General features: G+C 59.2%; 15 protein-coding genes, 5 tRNA genes and 1 pseudogene. 11 read left to right on the top strand and 10 right to left on the bottom strand.

Annotated elements, in window-relative coordinates; all coding sequences use genetic code 11:
- The first annotated feature begins 83 nt into the window (after nt 1–83).
- The 5 genes from EFB14_RS05625 (at nt 84) to recJ (ending at nt 5,688) form a co-directional block, all read left to right on the top strand.
- The gene (locus tag EFB14_RS05625) at nt 84–497 is read left to right on the top strand and encodes an SHOCT domain-containing protein (RefSeq protein WP_126823423.1); all 414 of its coding nucleotides are present in this window, start codon (nt 84–86) and stop codon (nt 495–497) included.
- A 221-nt stretch (nt 498–718) separates the two neighbouring features.
- Nucleotides 719–1,936 carry an LL-diaminopimelate aminotransferase gene (locus EFB14_RS05620; protein ID WP_125844884.1) on the top strand — a complete coding sequence of 406 codons (1,218 nt, stop codon included), beginning with the start codon at nt 719–721 and terminating at the stop codon, nt 1,934–1,936.
- A 61-nt stretch (nt 1,937–1,997) separates the two neighbouring features.
- A complete protein-coding gene (locus EFB14_RS05615; RefSeq protein WP_126823421.1) occupies nt 1,998–3,323 on the top strand; it encodes a homoserine dehydrogenase in 1,326 nt (441 codons plus the stop codon).
- A gap of 159 nt (nt 3,324–3,482) precedes the next feature.
- On the top strand, nt 3,483–3,725 hold the full coding sequence (locus EFB14_RS05610) for a hypothetical protein (RefSeq protein WP_126823419.1): 243 nt from the start codon (nt 3,483–3,485) through the stop codon (nt 3,723–3,725).
- 160 nt (nt 3,726–3,885) lie between these two features.
- Entirely contained in the window at nt 3,886–5,688 is a 1,803-nt protein-coding gene (recJ, locus tag EFB14_RS05605) for a single-stranded-DNA-specific exonuclease RecJ (RefSeq protein ID WP_126823417.1), read from the top strand.
- Nucleotides 5,689–5,735: 47 nt separating this feature from the next.
- Here the strand turns inward: recJ and EFB14_RS05600 are convergent.
- A tRNA-Glu gene (locus tag EFB14_RS05600) sits at nt 5,736–5,810 on the bottom strand.
- Between the two features lie 624 nt (nt 5,811–6,434).
- Here EFB14_RS05600 and EFB14_RS05595 point away from each other — a divergent pair.
- Complete coding sequence (locus tag EFB14_RS05595) at nt 6,435–7,139, top strand: FkbM family methyltransferase (RefSeq protein WP_126823415.1); 705 nt, start codon at nt 6,435–6,437, stop codon at nt 7,137–7,139.
- A 198-nt stretch (nt 7,140–7,337) separates the two neighbouring features.
- Here EFB14_RS05595 and EFB14_RS05590 read toward each other — a convergent pair.
- The 4 genes from EFB14_RS05590 to gloA all read right to left on the bottom strand — a co-directional run bounded on the left by EFB14_RS05590 (nt 7,338) and on the right by gloA (nt 9,448).
- Nucleotides 7,338–7,412, bottom strand: a tRNA-Glu gene (locus EFB14_RS05590).
- A gap of 77 nt (nt 7,413–7,489) precedes the next feature.
- Nucleotides 7,490–7,564: transfer RNA gene (locus EFB14_RS05585), tRNA-Glu, on the bottom strand.
- Between the two features lie 197 nt (nt 7,565–7,761).
- Complete coding sequence (locus EFB14_RS05580) at nt 7,762–8,841, bottom strand: D-Ala-D-Ala carboxypeptidase family metallohydrolase (RefSeq protein WP_126823413.1); 1,080 nt, start codon at nt 8,839–8,841, stop codon at nt 7,762–7,764.
- Nucleotides 8,842–9,007: 166 nt separating this feature from the next.
- Entirely contained in the window at nt 9,008–9,448 is a 441-nt protein-coding gene (gloA, locus tag EFB14_RS05575) for a lactoylglutathione lyase (RefSeq protein WP_126823411.1), read from the bottom strand.
- A gap of 193 nt (nt 9,449–9,641) precedes the next feature.
- Between gloA and EFB14_RS05570 the strand changes: the two genes are divergently transcribed.
- Nucleotides 9,642–10,220 (top strand): cold-shock protein, encoded by a 579-nt coding sequence (locus EFB14_RS05570; RefSeq protein WP_125844872.1) that lies wholly within the window; start codon nt 9,642–9,644, stop codon nt 10,218–10,220.
- 1 nt (nt 10,221) lies between these two features.
- On the top strand, nt 10,222–10,710 hold the full coding sequence (locus tag EFB14_RS05565; protein WP_126823409.1) for a DUF192 domain-containing protein: 489 nt from the start codon (nt 10,222–10,224) through the stop codon (nt 10,708–10,710).
- A 70-nt stretch (nt 10,711–10,780) separates the two neighbouring features.
- Here the strand turns inward: EFB14_RS05565 and EFB14_RS05560 are convergent.
- Nucleotides 10,781–10,857 (bottom strand) — tRNA-Pro (locus tag EFB14_RS05560).
- Nucleotides 10,858–11,183: 326 nt separating this feature from the next.
- Nucleotides 11,184–11,414 (bottom strand): hypothetical protein, encoded by a 231-nt coding sequence (locus EFB14_RS05555; protein ID WP_126823407.1) that lies wholly within the window; start codon nt 11,412–11,414, stop codon nt 11,184–11,186.
- A gap of 77 nt (nt 11,415–11,491) precedes the next feature.
- Between EFB14_RS05555 and EFB14_RS05550 the strand changes: the two genes are divergently transcribed.
- The 3 genes and pseudogenes from EFB14_RS05550 to EFB14_RS33935 all read left to right on the top strand — a co-directional run.
- Nucleotides 11,492–11,797, top strand: coding sequence for an ETC complex I subunit (locus tag EFB14_RS05550; protein ID WP_125844868.1), 306 nt, complete (start codon nt 11,492–11,494; stop codon nt 11,795–11,797).
- A gap of 57 nt (nt 11,798–11,854) precedes the next feature.
- A tRNA-Arg gene (locus EFB14_RS05545) sits at nt 11,855–11,931 on the top strand.
- Nucleotides 11,932–12,043: 112 nt separating this feature from the next.
- Nucleotides 12,044–12,193 (top strand): annotated as a pseudogene (locus EFB14_RS33935) (ATP-binding protein); the annotation flags it as partial.
- A 141-nt stretch (nt 12,194–12,334) separates the two neighbouring features.
- Here EFB14_RS33935 and EFB14_RS05535 read toward each other — a convergent pair.
- From EFB14_RS05535 to EFB14_RS05515, 3 genes are all read right to left on the bottom strand, one after another.
- Complete coding sequence (locus EFB14_RS05535; protein WP_126823405.1) at nt 12,335–14,389, bottom strand: M10 family metallopeptidase C-terminal domain-containing protein; 2,055 nt, start codon at nt 14,387–14,389, stop codon at nt 12,335–12,337.
- Nucleotides 14,390–15,328: 939 nt separating this feature from the next.
- Nucleotides 15,329–15,643, bottom strand: a complete 315-nt coding sequence (locus EFB14_RS05530; RefSeq protein ID WP_126823403.1) for a hypothetical protein — start codon at nt 15,641–15,643, stop codon at nt 15,329–15,331.
- Between the two features lie 477 nt (nt 15,644–16,120).
- Entirely contained in the window at nt 16,121–16,543 is a 423-nt protein-coding gene (locus EFB14_RS05515; protein WP_126823401.1) for a DUF3597 domain-containing protein, read from the bottom strand.
- Between the last annotated feature and the right edge of the window lie 270 nt (nt 16,544–16,813).

Raw genomic sequence — 16,813 nt, 5'->3', positions numbered from 1 at the left:
GTTCCACCAGCATCCGCTCATGCTATTGCTTTGTGTCCGCGACAAATTTAACAGTCGAAGCAGTCAGAACTGGAATTTGAGGCATGACGAAGAACGGCATTCGGCGCATCGCAACCTTCAACCGCACCGCATTGATCTGCGCCGCGGCGGCGATGGCCCTTGCCGGGTGCAATCTGACGGCGGAACAGAAGGCCGCGGCCGCCGCCAAGCGAGCGGCGCCGACCGCCGTCGTCATGCCGGCCACCAAGGGCGAGGCGGTCGAAGGCGGCCTTGCGAAGTACCCGGACGGCTATCCGAATTTCGGTGCGCCGCTGACGGCCGCCAATGTTCAGATGAGCGACGAACAGGCGGCCGAACTGCAGCATCAACTGACGGCACTCGCCGCCCGGCGCAAGGCCGGCGCGATCTCGGAAGCCGAATACCAGGCCAAGGTCGCAGAAATGCGCCGCCTTGCCGCCGAACACGGCGCTGATACGCTCTCCGAAATCTCCAAATAAACCTTGCCTTTCAGGCGATTTGGACGCAAAGCCTTCCGGGTGGATCGGAAGATGCAATTTTCCTGATAATGCGCGCTGCGCGGCCTTTTCGTCAAAGATTTGCCGCTTGGCTTAGGTCTGATGAATACGGCGTTGCGATTCTGAAGTTCGTGTCGCAGCCGCCGGGAGACGGAACGAACTTCGACTGCGGCCCGAAAGGCCGCCTTTCCATGGGGAATGAAATGGAAGAGTTTCACAAAGTCCGGCGTTTGCCGCCTTATGTTTTCGAACAGGTCAACCGTTTGAAAGCAAGCGCGCGAGCGGGCGGCGCCGATATCATCGATCTCGGCATGGGAAACCCTGACCTTCCCACTCCCCAGGCGATCGTCGACAAGCTGTGCGAGGTCGTGCAGGATCCGCGCACCCACCGTTATTCTTCCTCCAAGGGCATTCCCGGGCTGCGCCGCGCCCAGGCCGCCTATTATGCCCGCCGTTTCGGCGTCAAGCTCAACCCGGATACGCAGGTAGTCGCCACCTTGGGCTCCAAGGAAGGCTTCGCCAACATGGCGCAGGCAATCACTGCCCCCGGCGACGTGATCCTCTGCCCGAACCCCACCTATCCGATCCACGCCTTCGGCTTCCTGATGGCGGGTGGCGTGATCCGCTCCATGTCGGTTGAACCGGACGAGAGCTTTTTCCCGCCGCTTGAACGCGCAGTCCGGCATTCGATCCCGAAGCCCTTAGCGCTGATTCTCAACTACCCCTCGAACCCGACGGCCTTCGTCGCGACGCTCGATTTCTATAAGGACGTCATCGCCTTCGCCAAGAAACACGACATCATCGTGCTTTCGGATCTCGCCTATTCGGAAATCTACTTCGATGGCGCTCCGCCGCCGTCGGTTCTCGAAGTGCCGGGTGCGATGGATGTGACGGTCGAGTTCACCTCGATGTCGAAGACCTTCTCCATGCCCGGCTGGCGCATGGGCTTTGCCGTCGGCAACGAGCGGCTGATTGCGGCGCTGACGCGCGTCAAGTCCTATCTCGATTACGGCGCCTTCACGCCGATCCAGGTGGCTGCGACCCACGCTCTGAACGGCGATGGTTCCGACATTGCGGAAGTCCGCAACGTCTATAAACGTCGCCGCGACGTCATGGTCGAAAGCTTCGGCAAGGCCGGCTTCGACGTGCCGCCGCCGGCCGCTACCATGTTCGCCTGGGCGAAGATCCCGGAAAAGTTCCGTCATCTCGGTTCGCTTGAGTTCTCCAAGCTGCTGGTCGAGAAGGCCGACGTCGCCGTTGCCCCGGGCATCGGCTTCGGCGAAATGGGCGACGACTACGTCCGTCTGGCGCTTGTCGAGAACGAACACCGCATCCGCCAGGCTGCGCGCAACATCAAGAAGTTCATGTCGACGGCCGACGAAACGATGCATAACGTCATTTCGCTGAACGCACACCGCTAATCCAACCGTTGGGCAGCCGCGTCATGCGGCTGCCGCCACACAGACATTTCAGGATCGATCCATGGCAGATGCCCTCAAAATCGGCATTGCGGGCTTGGGCACCGTTGGCGCCTCGCTTGTCCGCATCATTCAGCAGAAGAGCAACGAGCTTGCCGTCACCTGCGGGCGTCCGATCATCATCACGGCGGTCTCCGCGCGCGACAGGACGCGGGACCGCGGCATCGATCTTTCCGGCGTCACCTGGTTCGACCGGCCCGAAGATCTCGCCGAAAAAGGCGATATCGACGTCTTCGTCGAGCTGATGGGCGGGTCCGAGGGGGCTGCCAACGTCTCTGTGCGCACGGCGCTCCAACGTGGTCTCCACGTGGTGACAGCCAACAAGGCGCTGCTTGCCTATCACGGCGTCGAGCTTGCGACGATCGCTGAGGAGAAAGGCTCGCTGCTGAACTTCGAGGCGGCGGTCGCCGGCGGCATTCCCGTCATCAAGGCGTTGCGCGAATCGCTGACGGGCAATGCCGTCTCGCGCATCTACGGCATCATGAACGGCACCTGCAATTATATCCTGACCAAGATGGAGAAGGAGGGGCTTTCCTTCGCCGAATGCCTCAAGGAAGCGCAGCGGCTGGGTTATGCCGAAGCCGATCCGGCCTTTGATATCGAGGGCAACGATACCGCCCACAAGCTTGCGATCCTGACGACGCTCGCCTTCGGCAATCGCATCGCGGCCGACGACATCTATCTCGAAGGCATCACCAATATCTCGATCGAGGATATCCACGCCGCCGCCGAACTCGGTTATCGCATCAAGCTCTTGGGCGTCGCCCAGCGCACCGATACCGGCATCGAGCAGCGCGTCCATCCCACAATGGTGCCGGTCGATTCGGTCATCGCCCAGGTCGACGGCGTCACCAACGCGGTGGCGATCGAATCCGACGTGCTCGGCGAACTGCTGATGGTCGGCCCCGGTGCCGGCGGCAATGCCACGGCCTCGTCGGTGCTCGGCGATATTGCTGATATCGCCAAGAGCCAGCCGGGCGCCCAGCGCGTACCGGTGCTTGGCCATCCCGCCGCGGCGCTGGAACCCTACCGCAAGGCGCAGATGCAGAGCCACGAGGGCGGCTATTTCATCCGTCTCACCGTGCTCGACCGCACCGGCGTCTTTGCAAGCGTCGCAACCCGCATGGCCGAAAACCACATCTCGCTTGAATCGATCGTCCAGCGTTCCAAGCAGCATCTGGCGCCCTCGCACCATCAGACGATCATTCTCGTCACCCACGCGACGATGGAAGAGTCGGTGCGCAAGGCCGTCGCCTCCATCAAGTCGGAGGGCTATCTCTTCGGCGAGCCGCAGGTCATTCGTATCGAACGGCCGAAAGAGGAAGGCTGACCTTCTTTTCCCGAAACGGGACGGACGCCGCCCTGTCTCTGGCAGGGCGGTTTTTTTATTATCTGTTCAACCTTCCCTAACGGAAGTCTATATTAACAGATGCGAAAATATTGATATAAATAAAACCGGAGATGGTGAGTCGTCGGCGTGGAGAATTTCATGAGCAAGGACAGCCATGCCGGGAAGGGGTATGGCCGCCCGAGCGAGGTGCCGCCGAACCATCCCGATGTGCTTGAGAAAATCCTCGAGCCGGTCCACCGTGAGATTCTCGAAGAGGCTCAAGATGGGGCTGACGGCGACGAATACACGGCAGGCCGCAACTGGGCCATTTTGCTGACGCTGTTTTCGTTCCTGCTGGTGCTGCTCGCCGGCATCGCCCTGATCGTCTGGGCCGTGCTCTAGCATCGCGATCTTCCAGATTCGTTCGCGCTTTACGGGATTTATTTTTACGCATGTCGCTATCGCGCGACATGCTTTGGTAAAAATCCGTGTCTGCAAACCCGTCGCTATGTTATCTCCGCTGCTCCTGTAGAAAGAGCAGATGAAGTCAGCGGAGTTTGGCATGGCAGATCTCGTCGATCCCGTACAGCGCGCGTTCCTTGGCGTGGAGAAATCCGCGCTCGACAATCGCTGGGTCGCGCGGCTCGATCAGGCCGGACAGAATCGTGCGCTGGCCATGTCGCAGATCCACGGAATGCCGGATCTGATTGCCCGCGTGCTGGCGGGGCGCGGCGTGACGGTGGACGAGGCGATTGAATTCCTCGATCCGACGATCCGGGGCCTGATGCCCGATCCCCATACCCTGACCGATTGCGAAAAAGCTGCCGTCCGCCTTGTGAGCGCGATCGAGCGCGGCGAGAACGTCGCGATCTTCGGCGATTATGACGTCGACGGCGCGGCATCCTCGGCATTGATGTTCCGCTTTCTCAGCCATTTCGGCGTCAAGGCGAACATCTATATTCCCGATCGCGTCTTCGAAGGCTACGGTCCCAATCCGGCGGCGATCAATCAGTTGATCGACAACGGCGCCCAACTGATCGTCACCGTCGATTGCGGTTCCACCAGTCACGAGGCGCTTGCTGCCGCTGCCGCGCGCAGCATCGATGTCGTCGTCATCGATCACCACCAGGTGACACATGAGCTGCCGCGCTGCCATGCGCTCGTCAACCCGAACCGTGAGGACGATCTCTCGGGGCAGGGGCATCTTTGTGCGGCGGGCGTCGTCTTCATGGTGCTGGTCGCGACGCTGCGCCTGCTGCGTGCGGCCGGCAACAAACGCATCCTGGCGATCGACCTGCTGCAGTGGCTTGACATCGTGGCGCTTGCGACCGTCTGCGATGTCGTACCGCTGAAGGGCCTCAACCGCGCCTATGTCGTGAAGGGGCTGGTCGCCGCCCGGCACCAGAGCAATGCCGGCCTTGCCGCACTCTTCCGCAAGGCCGGGCTCGCCGGCCCGGTGACGCCCTATCATTTCGGCTTCCTGATCGGCCCGCGCATCAACGCCGGTGGGAGGATCGGCGACGCGGCGCTTGGGAGCCGCCTGCTGACGCTCGACGATACCGGAGAGGCTGATGTGATCGCGCAGCGCCTCGACGAGCTCAACCGTGAACGTCAGGCGATGGAGGCCATGATGCTGCAGGAGGCGGAAGCCGAGGCGCTCGCCGAGTATGGCGACGGCGAGGGCGCGTCCGTTATCGTCACCGCCCATGAGAAATGGCATCCCGGCATCGTCGGGCTGATCGCGGCGCGGCTGAAGGAGAAGTTCAAACGACCGGCCTTCGCGATTGCCTTCGATCCCTCCGGCCGCGGCACTGGTTCGGGCCGCTCCATCAACGGTTTCGACATGGGGAAGATGGTGCGGGCCGCCGTTGATGAGGGGATACTCGTCAAGGGGGGCGGCCATGCAATGGCCGCGGGGTTGACGGTCGAACGCGACAATCTGGGCAGGCTGAGGACTTTCTTCACGGAAAAGGCGGCAAGGACGGTGGCGAGCCTCGTCGCCAACGAGACGCTGAAGATCGACGGCGCAATCGGCGCAAGCGGCGCCACTCTTGAACTCATCGACCGCCTGGAGGCTGCCGGCCCTTATGGCTCAGGCCACGCGCAGCCGCTCTTTGCCGTGCCGGCGCATCGTGTGCGCGACGCGCGCCTGGTCGGTGAGAAACACGTGAAGGTGACGCTGGAGGCAATGGACGGATCGCGACTCGACGGCATCGCCTTCCGCGCCGCCGATACCGCTCTCGGCGGTCTTCTGCTCAATTCACGGGGCGCGAACCTGCATGTCGCAGGCGCGCTCGGCGCCGATCATTACCAGGGCGCACGCCGCATTCAGCTGCGTGTCTTCGATGCAGCACCGGCAAAATGAATGACCGCGAAAAGCGCTGACCAATAAGGGATTTAGCGGGAAAACACTGGCACGCCCTAGGGGAGTCGAACCCCTCTTCCCAGAATGAAAATCTGGTGTCCTAACCGATAGACGAAGGGCGCGTCCTTCGTGGTGGCGCCCTTATAGTCAGCACCTTCGAAAGCCGCAAGCGCCAAGGCGCGAAAAAATCATCGTTTTCGCCGTTTTTTTTGCTGCTGTGGAAAATCACGGTTTCGCACTGCAGCGAAACCGAAAAAGCTCGAGCGACGGGGACGGGTTGATAGCCTCACACAGCAAGATGGTACGTCCTAGGGGAGTCGAACCCCTCTTTACAGACTGAGAATCTGACGTCCTAACCATTGAGCTACAGGCGCTTGGGTGCCGGAGCAATGGTTCCCGCAGCACGGGTTCCGCTCTAATGCAAATCCAGAGGAACCACGATCACTTCGGCCTGCACGTCGTCCGGAAGCCTCGACCAGACTTCGTCGATCGGCGGTTGTTACCGGGAGAAGCTGCCGCTCTGAGACGCCAGATAGTTAATCCCACGGCCCCCATCATCAACTGGTGAGATTGAAGGGATTCGGCTACCTCGGCTTCACCTAAAGAACTAGGCTTGGCGAATGGCCGCGCAAGGCATCAACTATCGATGATCTAGCCACTGTTGGCCAATTCACTGAAGATGGAGAAATAGAGGCACGCCGCTCGACGAGCGGATAGCGAACGCGTTCGTGTTGGGGGGAACCTACATGCTTCATATCGCTAATATCGCGCCACCTCGGTTCAGGCTATGGACGCGCGCTTCACGAGAATGGCGCCGTGGCGAGCCCGAGCTTCGGATCCTCGATAGATTATGCCGTCGGAACCAGACTGCAATCGATATCGGTGCGAACTACGGTGTCTATTCCTGGTTCTTGACCAAGTATGCGCGCGATGTCGTCGCCTTCGAACCTCAGCCTAACATGGTAGCTTTTCTGAAGGCTGCGCTCGGTTCGTCGGTTCGGGTCGAGCAGGTCGCACTTTCCGACAGCGATGGCGTTGCAACGATGCGGATCCCTAGTGATCAGCTCATGGATGGCTGCGCTACAATTGAGGAGCAGAATACGCTTTCGACGCAAAATGTCGAAGAAATTTCCGTTCCAACCCGACGCTTGGACAGCTATCAGTTCGGCACTGTAGGCTTCATCAAGATCGACGTTGAAGGGCACGAACTAAAAGTACTCGAAGGCGCGGAGGCTATATTGAACCGGGATCGCCCAAACCTGCTCATCGAAGCGGAAGACCGACATCGACCCAACGCCGTCGCCAGTGTGATCGACTATCTCAAGCCGTTTGGATATTCCGTATATTGCCTGAAAGATCGAAAACTTCGTTCCCTGTCGATCGACGAGGTCCAGAAGGGCTCTTCGGGAACGCCCTATAACTACGTCTTTTCTATCCGCGAGGATCTATAAAGCGCCTTTCGCGTGCCCCGTGCTCGCCCGAGCGGCTGCTGGAAGCATCTGTGCGAGGATATTTTTCGGCCCTTTGAGAACGGTTTAAACGCTCCTTTGAGCCGCCCTTAAAACCTGATGGGCTTTTTCAAAGATTCCGCAACCTCATGTCAAAATTCCGCAAAATTGCGTCCGGCTAGATTGAGACGAGAGGAATTATGGTACGCCCTAGGGGAGTCGAACCCCTCTTTACAGAATGAGAATCTGTCGTCCTAACCGATAGACGAAGGGCGCGCGAACCGATTTCGTTAAAATAGGCGCGCGCACAGGCTTCTGCAAGCGGATGCGATGGGTTCTATAAGAAGAGAAAGTGGCACGCCCTAGGGGAGTCGAACCCCTCTTCCCAGAATGAAAATCTGGTGTCCTAACCGATAGACGAAGGGCGCTTCCTTCGTGGTGGCGCCCTTATAGTCAGGCCCTTTCGATCCCGCAAGCGGCAAATTCGATTTTTATCAAAAAAATGACAGATATTTCGGCTGGTCAGTTATCTGGGATTAGGTTAGCCGAATCAACGGTTTGTGGGCGTTGCTGGAAGTCCGTCGGTTGGGGCTGACGTAGCGTCACGCCGTTTTGGCCTATGGGATCAGATGGCTCTTGCCGTCGCCACAGGCGCGCGTTTGCCACCGCAACCCCAGTTCCAGTCGCGTGTTTTGCCGGTGTCGAGGTGGACCGAATCCGTGTGGCAATAGGTGCCGACACCGCCGCGGTCCGGCAGCGAGCGGATATAAGCGGCGATATCCCATTTCGGCACGCCGTCGATCCGGATGTCGGCCGCCTCGCAGCTCTTGTGCATCGATTCGTCAGCGCCGCCGACCAGGCGGTTATGCTCTTCGTCGCGATAGCCCGAAGTAATGACAACGGGCCGGCCGAAATGAGTTTCGACCGTCTTGATCACTTTCAACAGGTCTGGCTTGAAACAGCCGACCTCGACATTGTCGTTCTGGAGATGCAGCCCGTTCGGCGCGATGCGCGTCATGCCGGGAAGGGCCACCTTGTGCAAGAGGCCGGAGAGACTGCCGAGCAGGTTCTGCTTCGGAGCACTGTAGAGCGCGTTCGCCGTCGAGGTCGGAATGCTGCCCGTCGCCAACGACGCGGTTTGAACGGGCGCAACCTGCGTGCTGTTATTTTGCGAGGATTGCTGCGGCAGCACCGGCTCCGCCGGCTGTCCTGGTGCGGCAGGCTGGCTGTAGACGCTGCTTCTTGCCGGCGCAGCACCTTCTTCCACCGGCGCATAAGCCTGTGGCTGAATGACGGTGGATGTGCTGTTGTTCTGAGGCCCCGGCTGATGATCCGAAAAGATGCTCATCGCCTGCGCGTTGATCCGGGTCGACTGCATGACGAGCCCGCCGATATTGGCAGGTGCTGCCGTCGCGGGATCTGCCGCCGGCACGGCAGCATTCGGGTTTTGTGCAACGACCTGAGGCGCGGCTTGCGCGCCGGAAACATTGACGACCTGCGGATCGCTATAGACCGAGCGCGGGCCGGATTTTGCGGGCGCAGCCGTTGCAAGTTGAGCTGTCGGGACCGTTGCGGCCTGCGCCGCCGGAGCGGCTGCGGCGGAATCGAGCGCCTTCTTGTTCGACACGCAGCCGGACAGTGCCAGCATCGAGGTGGCGATCAGCAAAGCGCCCGTCAGGGGCATCCGCATCTCAGTATTACGCAAGCGAGCCGTCTCCAGTGGATGCGGAAAATGCACGAAAAACGCCATCTTCCGCTTCGAGTCGGTTGGAGATTGCCTGCGGGGCCGGATCGCGGCAAGCGCCAAGGCGCCGGCCGGACCCGAAATCGAAAAAGCCGCAAGCCTCGCAAAAGCCTTGCGGCAGGAAAGCTTACCAGGCGCCGGTATTGCCCATGGAAGCCCAGGGTTCGGCGGCCGGAAGAGGGTTGCCTTTCTGCAGGATTTCGATCGAGATTCCATCAGGCGAGCGCACGAAGGCCATGTTTCCGTCGCGCGGCGGCCGGTTGATGGTGATGCCGTTGTCCATCAGATTCTGGCAAGTGGCGTAGATGTCGTCGACCTCATAAGCGAGGTGGCCGAAATTGCGTCCTCCGCTATAATCTTCCGTATCCCAGTTGTAGGTAAGCTCGAGACAGGGAGCCTTTTCGCTGCGCGCGCGGTCGAGATCGTCGCGGGCGGCCAGGAAAACCAGGGTGAAGCGGCCCTTCTCGTTTTCGTGTCGGCGGATCTCCTCCAGCCCGAACAACGTGGTGTAAAAAGCGAGCGAAGCATCCAGGTCTTTGACGCGAACCATCGTGTGGAGATAACGCATTCTATCTACTCCTTTATTGGGGCTGGCTTTTTCAGCGAGCCGAGGTCAGCTTCGGGCAAGTCATCTTTATAGAATGTGCAGTTGGGAATAACCGAAAACTAGGACTTGCGCTTATCCGTTACCAAGATGTTAATCTTGATTTCAAGAATCAGTTAACCGTAACAGTGTGACGCGTATTCGAGGGGCTGGCGAAATGGCTGATAGGATTTCATCGAACGAATATTCCGACCTCGACGAGCTATCGGGAGAGGCGGTCGATCTTGTTGAAATCACCGGCGTCGTCAAGTGGTTCGACGTCGCCAAGGGTTTTGGCTTCATCGTGCCCGACAACGGCATGCAGGATGTTCTTCTGCATGTGACCTGCCTGCGCCGCGACGGTTACCAGACGATCCTCGAGGGAACGCGCATCGTCGCTCTCGTTCAGCGCCGCGAACGCGGCTACCAGGCCTTCAAGATCCTCTCGATGGACCAGTCGACGGCGGTTCATCCCTCGCAGCTGCCGCCGGTTCGCACACATGTGCAGGTTACCGCGACGAGCGGGCTCGAGCGTGCGCTTGTCAAGTGGTTCAACCGCACCAAGGGCTTCGGTTTCCTGACGCGCGGTGAGGGCACGGAAGACATCTTCGTGCACATGGAAACGCTTCGCCGCTTCGGCCTGACAGAGTTGCGCCCCGGCCAGGTCGTTCTCGTGCGCTTCGGCGACGGCGAAAAGGGCCTGATGGCCGCAGAGATCCATCCAGACGTTCCGAGTCCGGCAAGCCGGTCGCACTGACATGCGCGGCCTCGTCCTGTTTCATGCGATCAGAAGCGCCATCCTGGCGCTTTTTTTCATGGTTGCGCTGCCCGCCTTGGCCGAGGAGCAGGTGCGCTTCGACAAGGAGCCGCTGCTCATCCAGAGCGTCGCGGGCAAGATGCTGCACTTTACCGTCGAGATCGCCGCGACCGAGGAACAGCGTGCTCGTGGGTTGATGTTCCGCAAGACGATGGCCGACGATGCCGGCATGATCTTCGATTTCGGCCAATCGCGGCGTGTTGCCATGTGGATGGAAAACACCATCCTGCCGCTCGACATGCTCTTTGCCGACGACACCGGTACGATCCGCCACATCAAGGAAAACGCCAAGCCCTATTCGCGCGACATCATCGATTCGATGGGGGAGGTGAAATATGTCGTCGAACTCAACGCCGGCATCGTGGCCAAGCTCGGAATCAAGCCGGGCGACAAGATCGTGAGCGCCACGACGACAAGCAAGGCGAAGTGACGGCTGGATGCGATCGGCATACGAGCGATCGCGCTGATCTCAATAAATTTAGCAATATCGGGATATTGAATGGTCGGAGTGGAGAGATTCGAACTCCCGACCCTCTGGTCCCAAACCAGATGCGCTACCAGACTGCGCTACACTCCGTGCCGTGAATGGCAGGGGGAATACACGGTTCACTCCACCGTCGCAACCCCATAATCCGGTCGTTGCAGGAGATTATGTGGATACGTCCAAAAAACGTGATGTGCCGCCGGTTTGCCCTGCCGGGCACAACTGGCGTGAGAACAAGCGTTGCTCAGCCTTGGCCGAGCAGGCCGACATATTGGGCATAGCTGATGGCAATGTAGAAGAAAGCCGTAATGCCGGCCCCGATCACAATGGCATTGAACTCTGCCGAACGTCTCGTCATGACCGCAAATCCACTAAACCTGATTGGGCCGTAAACTAGTGCCGCGCGCCGCATGCGGCAATCAGGTTGCAATCACAACATGAGACAATCGGTAATATTGCGCAACCCAACCGAAAATCCCTTGTATTTCAAACTGCGGTAAAGCTGGCGGGCAGGGTATATCCACAGCCGCGTCGGTCACTGATACCCCTGTTCCCTTGATGTCGCTCGTCCCAGGCATGGAGCCGGCAACGGCCGCATGCACCGCCTTTTTTCTTGAAAAGCGAGGGATTCGCGGATAAGCAAAATTCATCTCTTTGCTTTATCCCATCATGATACAGCAAAGGCCCGGTGACGGGATTGAGACCATATATTCGGAGACGCGCAGTCATGTCCGCCAAGATCTATCGTCCTGCCAAGACCGCCATGCAGTCCGGCAAGGCCAAGACCCATCTCTGGGTGCTCGAATTCGATCAGGAGTCGCCGCGCAAGATCGATCCGATCATGGGCTACACCTCCTCCGGCGACATGCGCCAGCAGGTGAAACTCACTTTCGAAACGCAGGCGCTGGCTGAAGCCTATGCCCAGCGCAACGGCATTGAATACCGTGTCATCGCGCCGAAGGATCCGGTCCGCCAGGTCGTCGCCTATCCGGATAATTTCCGCTATACCCGCACGCAGCCCTGGACGCACTGAGATTTCTCGTCCACATATGCCGCATCCGGCCGCGCTTCTTGGGTGCGGCCTGCAGACGGCCCCTTAGCTCAGCTGGATAGAGCACCTGCCTTCTAAGCAGGTTGTCGCAGGTTCGATTCCTGCAGGGGTCGCCACAAATTCAGTGACTTGAAGCCGCCCCGTGACCAGCCCGAGGAGGTCTGGTCACGGGGCCTTACATTTCGATCGCCGTCCAGCCAATCCAGCGTACGGCGGCAGGACGGGCGTCCCACCTTGATCACCAGCAACCTTCCGTTCGATGAATGGACGAAGACCTTGGGATCCGAGTGCCTGACTGGCGCTCTGCCGGACCGCATCACCCACCACGTCAACATCCTCGAGATGAACCGCGACAGCTATCGCCTCGCAAAGCCGCGCCACGAAAGGCCGGCTGACACCCGTCGAAAAACGCAGCGCGCGGATGATCCCGCGGGTGAGGCTAAGCCCTCCCGGCGGGATCATCCGCGCGCCGTCAGCACGATTGTTGTGGCGATCGGACGACCGCCACAACTGACATAGTTACAGGATCAAATCGCCTGCTCCCAGCTGGATGTGGCCATGCAGCTGAACCTGGAAGTCGCGAACGCCGTCGCCGTTCAGGTCGCCCTGGATAACGGTAGCATCAGCCTTGTCTTCATAGTGCCAAGTGACCGCGCCAGCCTTATGGTCGAACGAGGCATTCTCCTGTGCCAGGAAATGGAAGGCTCCATTGCCCAGCGCAGAGCCATTCGCATCCATCGCCGAGAGGTCGATCTTATCGACGCCGTGCTGGAAGTCGGTGATGATGTCGCGGTTCGAGCCGGGCGCGGATTCCGTCGCTGCTTTGAAGACAAACGTATCCGAGCTGAGGCCACCGGTCATGATGTCCTTTCCGGCACCACCAATGAGGACGTCCGCGCCGTCGCCGCCGTTCAGCGTGTCCGCGCCGGCGCCGCCGTCCAGCTTGTCCGCGCCAGCCCCGCCATTGAGAACGTTGCCGCCGTTATTGCCGCCGGTCAGCACGTCGTCGTAGCTGGAGCCAGTCAAGTTTTCGATGCTGACGATCTTGTCACCGGTGGCATGCCCGCCCGATGCGGCCCCAGTGGCCAAGTTGACGTTGACCCCGCCGGAGGAGCCCTCATAGCTGGCCGTGTCGTTGCCATAACCGCCGTCGAGCACGTCCGCGCCGGCACCGCCCTTCAACACGTCATTACCGCCGAGACCCTTGAAGGTTTCGTTGCCGCCGTTGGACTGACCGGTGTGTGGCATGATATCGTTGCCGTTGGTGCCGGTATATACGGTCGTTGGCGTTCCCGGTTGTGTTGGCGTGGTCGGCGTTCCCGGTTGCGTCGGTGTGGTTGGCGTCCCCGGTTGCGTCGGCGTAGTTGGCGTTCCCGGTGCCGAGCTGGAGCCTGTTTCGTAGGCACCCATATCGACAGTCCCAACGACACGAGTGTGGCCGTCCAGATCGACCGAGCCGACACCGTACTTGGTGGTGCCACCGTCGATCGCCGACGAGCCGGAGCCAAGGTGGAAGTCACCGCTCGCTGCCCCCACGAATTTCGGGTCGACGCCGAGCTTGTTGCCGTTCGTCGCACTCGGCATCGCGTTGCCGCCATCGGTCCTGACCGAGTCCTGGCCGGCCGTGCCGTTGTAAGTGATGTTGTTGGCCCAGACGGTGTTGGCGTTGGTGTAGCCACCGTAAGACGTGTTATCGACTGCGGTGTTGTTCTGGTTCACCGATGGGTCGGCTACGGCGACGTTGTTGACCCAGGTGTTGTTGCTCGACTGCGCGTTGCTGAGCTCGCCGCGCCAGGTGCCGTCGTTCAGCGGGTCCTGATTGTTGTGGTATGCCGTGTTGTTCTGCACCGTGACGGAGTCGCTCCAGGCAACTTGGATACCTTTGCCGCCGTTCTCGTAGACCAGGTTGTTGTCGACAAGGGTCTTGAACGTGTAGTTCGGATGACCATCCGTCTGTGTGCTCTGAAAATCGTCGATGATGATGCCGTTGCCATCGGTGTGCGCACCCGTCTTCGTGACGTTGTCGTGCGAGATGTTGTTTTGTACGATATTCCGGTAGCCGGTCGTCGAGGTATCGCCGGTAATGTTCCGGTTCTCGTAGATCGAGATGCCCGAGAACCAGCCCGTCGACGCGTTATTGTAGGTCTCGTTCCCTATGATCTTGACGAAGTCAGAATAGTTGAACTGAATGCCCGACTCCCCGCTGTCGTGGACCTTGTTGTTGAGAATTGAGACGTGATGGACGTTGTTCGCTTCGATGCCGTCACCGGTGCCGCCCTTGATGTCGAAGCCGTCGATTGTCACGTAGTTGGCGTTGACACTGATCCCGGTGTACGAGCCCGCGGGCGCCCGGATCAGCGCTGCGCCAGGCACTTCCGAGCGTAGCGTGATGTCGGCTGCCGCCGAGCCGTCCTTGTCGAAGTTGATGCTCTCGTTGTAGGTCCCTGGCTTCACCACCACTTCGTCGCCGGGCTTAAGGTCCGCTGCCATTGCCTCGCTGATCGTGTGAAAAGGAGACGAGGCACTGCCGTTACCACCGCCGCTGCTGCTCGCCGATACGTAGTATGTCGTCATGGTCTTGTTCCTCAACCTTAGCGTTGTCTTTACCAATTACCATTTTTAGTTAATCAGTCGTTACGGCGGCGGGTTATAAGGCCACGTTTTGGAGGGCGCAACAGCAACGCGACAGTAAGTGCTTGAGAATCATAGCCATATTGCTGCCACATTATCCAAAACGATCCGAAGTTACGTTTTGAAATACTTGGTGAATTTCGAGTCGCCCAAAATGGGGCAATATATATATCTCGCATGCCGCGAATTATTCTTTCTGCAACTACAGAGATATGCATCCATTGAAAACATTAGAAAAACTGATGGGCGTGACTGGAATCTTCCCACCAAAGAGCGGAATCGACATTTTTTTCTGAATTCAGCAATTTTTGGATAGATTTTGCCGGATGTGGACAACAATTTAGCTCGGATGGCACCGGCGATGGCCGCTGATTCGACCTTGTTCTGCAGCCGGCAGTCCTGGTGGAAGATCAATGGAAGCGGTCGCTTTGCCTCCCGGGAGACCCGCCTACTGGTCGATTGCAACGACGATGCCATCCGACAAGAACGCAATATCAGCCGTCTCCCAGAGCATCGGCTTTGCCGGCGCTGTCGTCGATACGAACGGTAACGAGACATACCTAAGGCATGATTGATAACCGCGTGCCGAACGGGTCACCGACGGCTTGCAAGTACGAGACCGCAAGCCGACGAGCGATCCTGTCTTAACGGCCTTGGAAAATCTTGATGATTTTCGGAGTAAAGCGGTGTTGTTTGACGTCGACGACATCGTCATAGGTAATGCGGCCGGAAACAACGGCTGCAACAAATCCGCCGGAAAGACCGGCCACGAAAATGTGGGCAAACCGGAAGTAGGAACGCTTTGCTGGGCAACGCATTCGTCAAAGCGACGCCGGAGAATGCGTTGCATTCCCCGCTGACAGAAATGATAGGCTGCTCTTATCAGCGATCCAGGAAGTGATCGAAGTAGACCTTGGGGATCGGATAGGCGTAGACCCCTCTGTCAAGGAAGCTTTGCCTGGAGAGGCAGCTTCTGAGAGCCGTGTTGTATAGCAGGCTCTGCGAGTCCGGCGAGCCTCTGCGCCAGGAATTCGCCTCCGGCAGGCAGTGCTGAAGCGCTCTATCGTATCGCGCCAGCAGAACCGGATCGGTATCGACCCGAATGCCGCCATGATAGGATTGATAGTTCGAGGGGGCTTCCGCCGCCGAAATGCAGCCTACACTCAGTACAAGACCTACTACCGCCATCAATCTCATTGGATGCAAATCTCCCATGGTCGATTATCCGAAGTAATCGATGCGAGATTATTGCTTCCCGCGCCTTCAGGCAAGCGGCCCCCGTGACTTCACAGAGCCGGCAGGGTTGGCGCTCGCGGTAGCACATCCGTCGCCTGGGCGCTCAAGAAGCCATGTCGCGAAACGCCTACGTTAGAGTCTTTCCGGGTTAGATTGAAGCATTCTATTGGCTCAAACGGAGTCGAATGGTCGACCGGCCGGCGCGCGTCGTAGCCCAGCTCTGCGGCCAAGCCGGCCGGTCGATCAGCCGGCCCGTTTCAGCCAACCCGCAGGGCCGGGCATATTTCCGCCAGGATCAAAGGCGATCGGCTCGGACGTACCTTAGGGTATGCCCATCGCCAATCGCCTTTGCCCTGACGAAAATCTGCTCCGGCAGAATGCTTCAATCTAACCCGGAAAGGCTCTAGCGCCCAGAAGCGGCGATGCGATCCAGTTCGATCAATCCAGGAGATCAGCGGGAACCTTGCCGCCGTTTTCCGAAAGCCGCTTCATCAGCGCCTTGTGCAGCCACATATTCATTTTCGCGGAGTCGTTGGTGTCGCCGGTATAACCGAGTTCAGCGGCGAGCTCCTTGCGTTCGGCCAGGCTCGCATCCATCCCGACTGCTTTCATCAGGTCCACGATCGAGTGACGCCAGTCGAGTTTCTGGCCGTTCTTCTTCACGGCCGCGTCGAGAACAGGGACAATATCGACTGTCGTCGGTTTGCTTTGAGCGGGAGAGGCCGAGGGCGCCGGGCTGGGCGCTGCCGATGGGGAGACCGGAGCCTGTGCGGGCTCTGTCTTCGGCGCGCTTGTCGCTACGGGTTCGGTTGCTTTTGCTTCTCCGAAAATTGCATGTTTGATCTTGTCGAAAATGCCCATGCGTGAACCTCCAACTCCGTAGATGAGAACATGCTGAAACATGGAGTTCGCCGCAGGCATATCCAGACGGGCGAAGGGTTATTTTTGCTCTTCAATCAAGGATAGCAAAACCAGGACCCCTTGGCAGAGTGATCGGCCTGGTGCCCGCTTTTGGTACAGTCGGCCCGCCTCCTACTCATATGGCGTTAAGCATGAATCATTATCGCCGGTCGCAACGCCCGCTTGCGGCACGGCGAGGGGAAACATTCGCAAGCCCATCACGTTGCCTTG

The sequence above is a fragment of the Rhizobium fabae genome (genome assembly GCF_003985135.1).
Taxonomy (GTDB): domain Bacteria; phylum Pseudomonadota; class Alphaproteobacteria; order Rhizobiales; family Rhizobiaceae; genus Rhizobium; species Rhizobium pisi.
The sequence above is the reverse complement of the archived record's forward strand: the minus strand, read 5'-3'. Positions and strand labels throughout refer to the sequence as shown.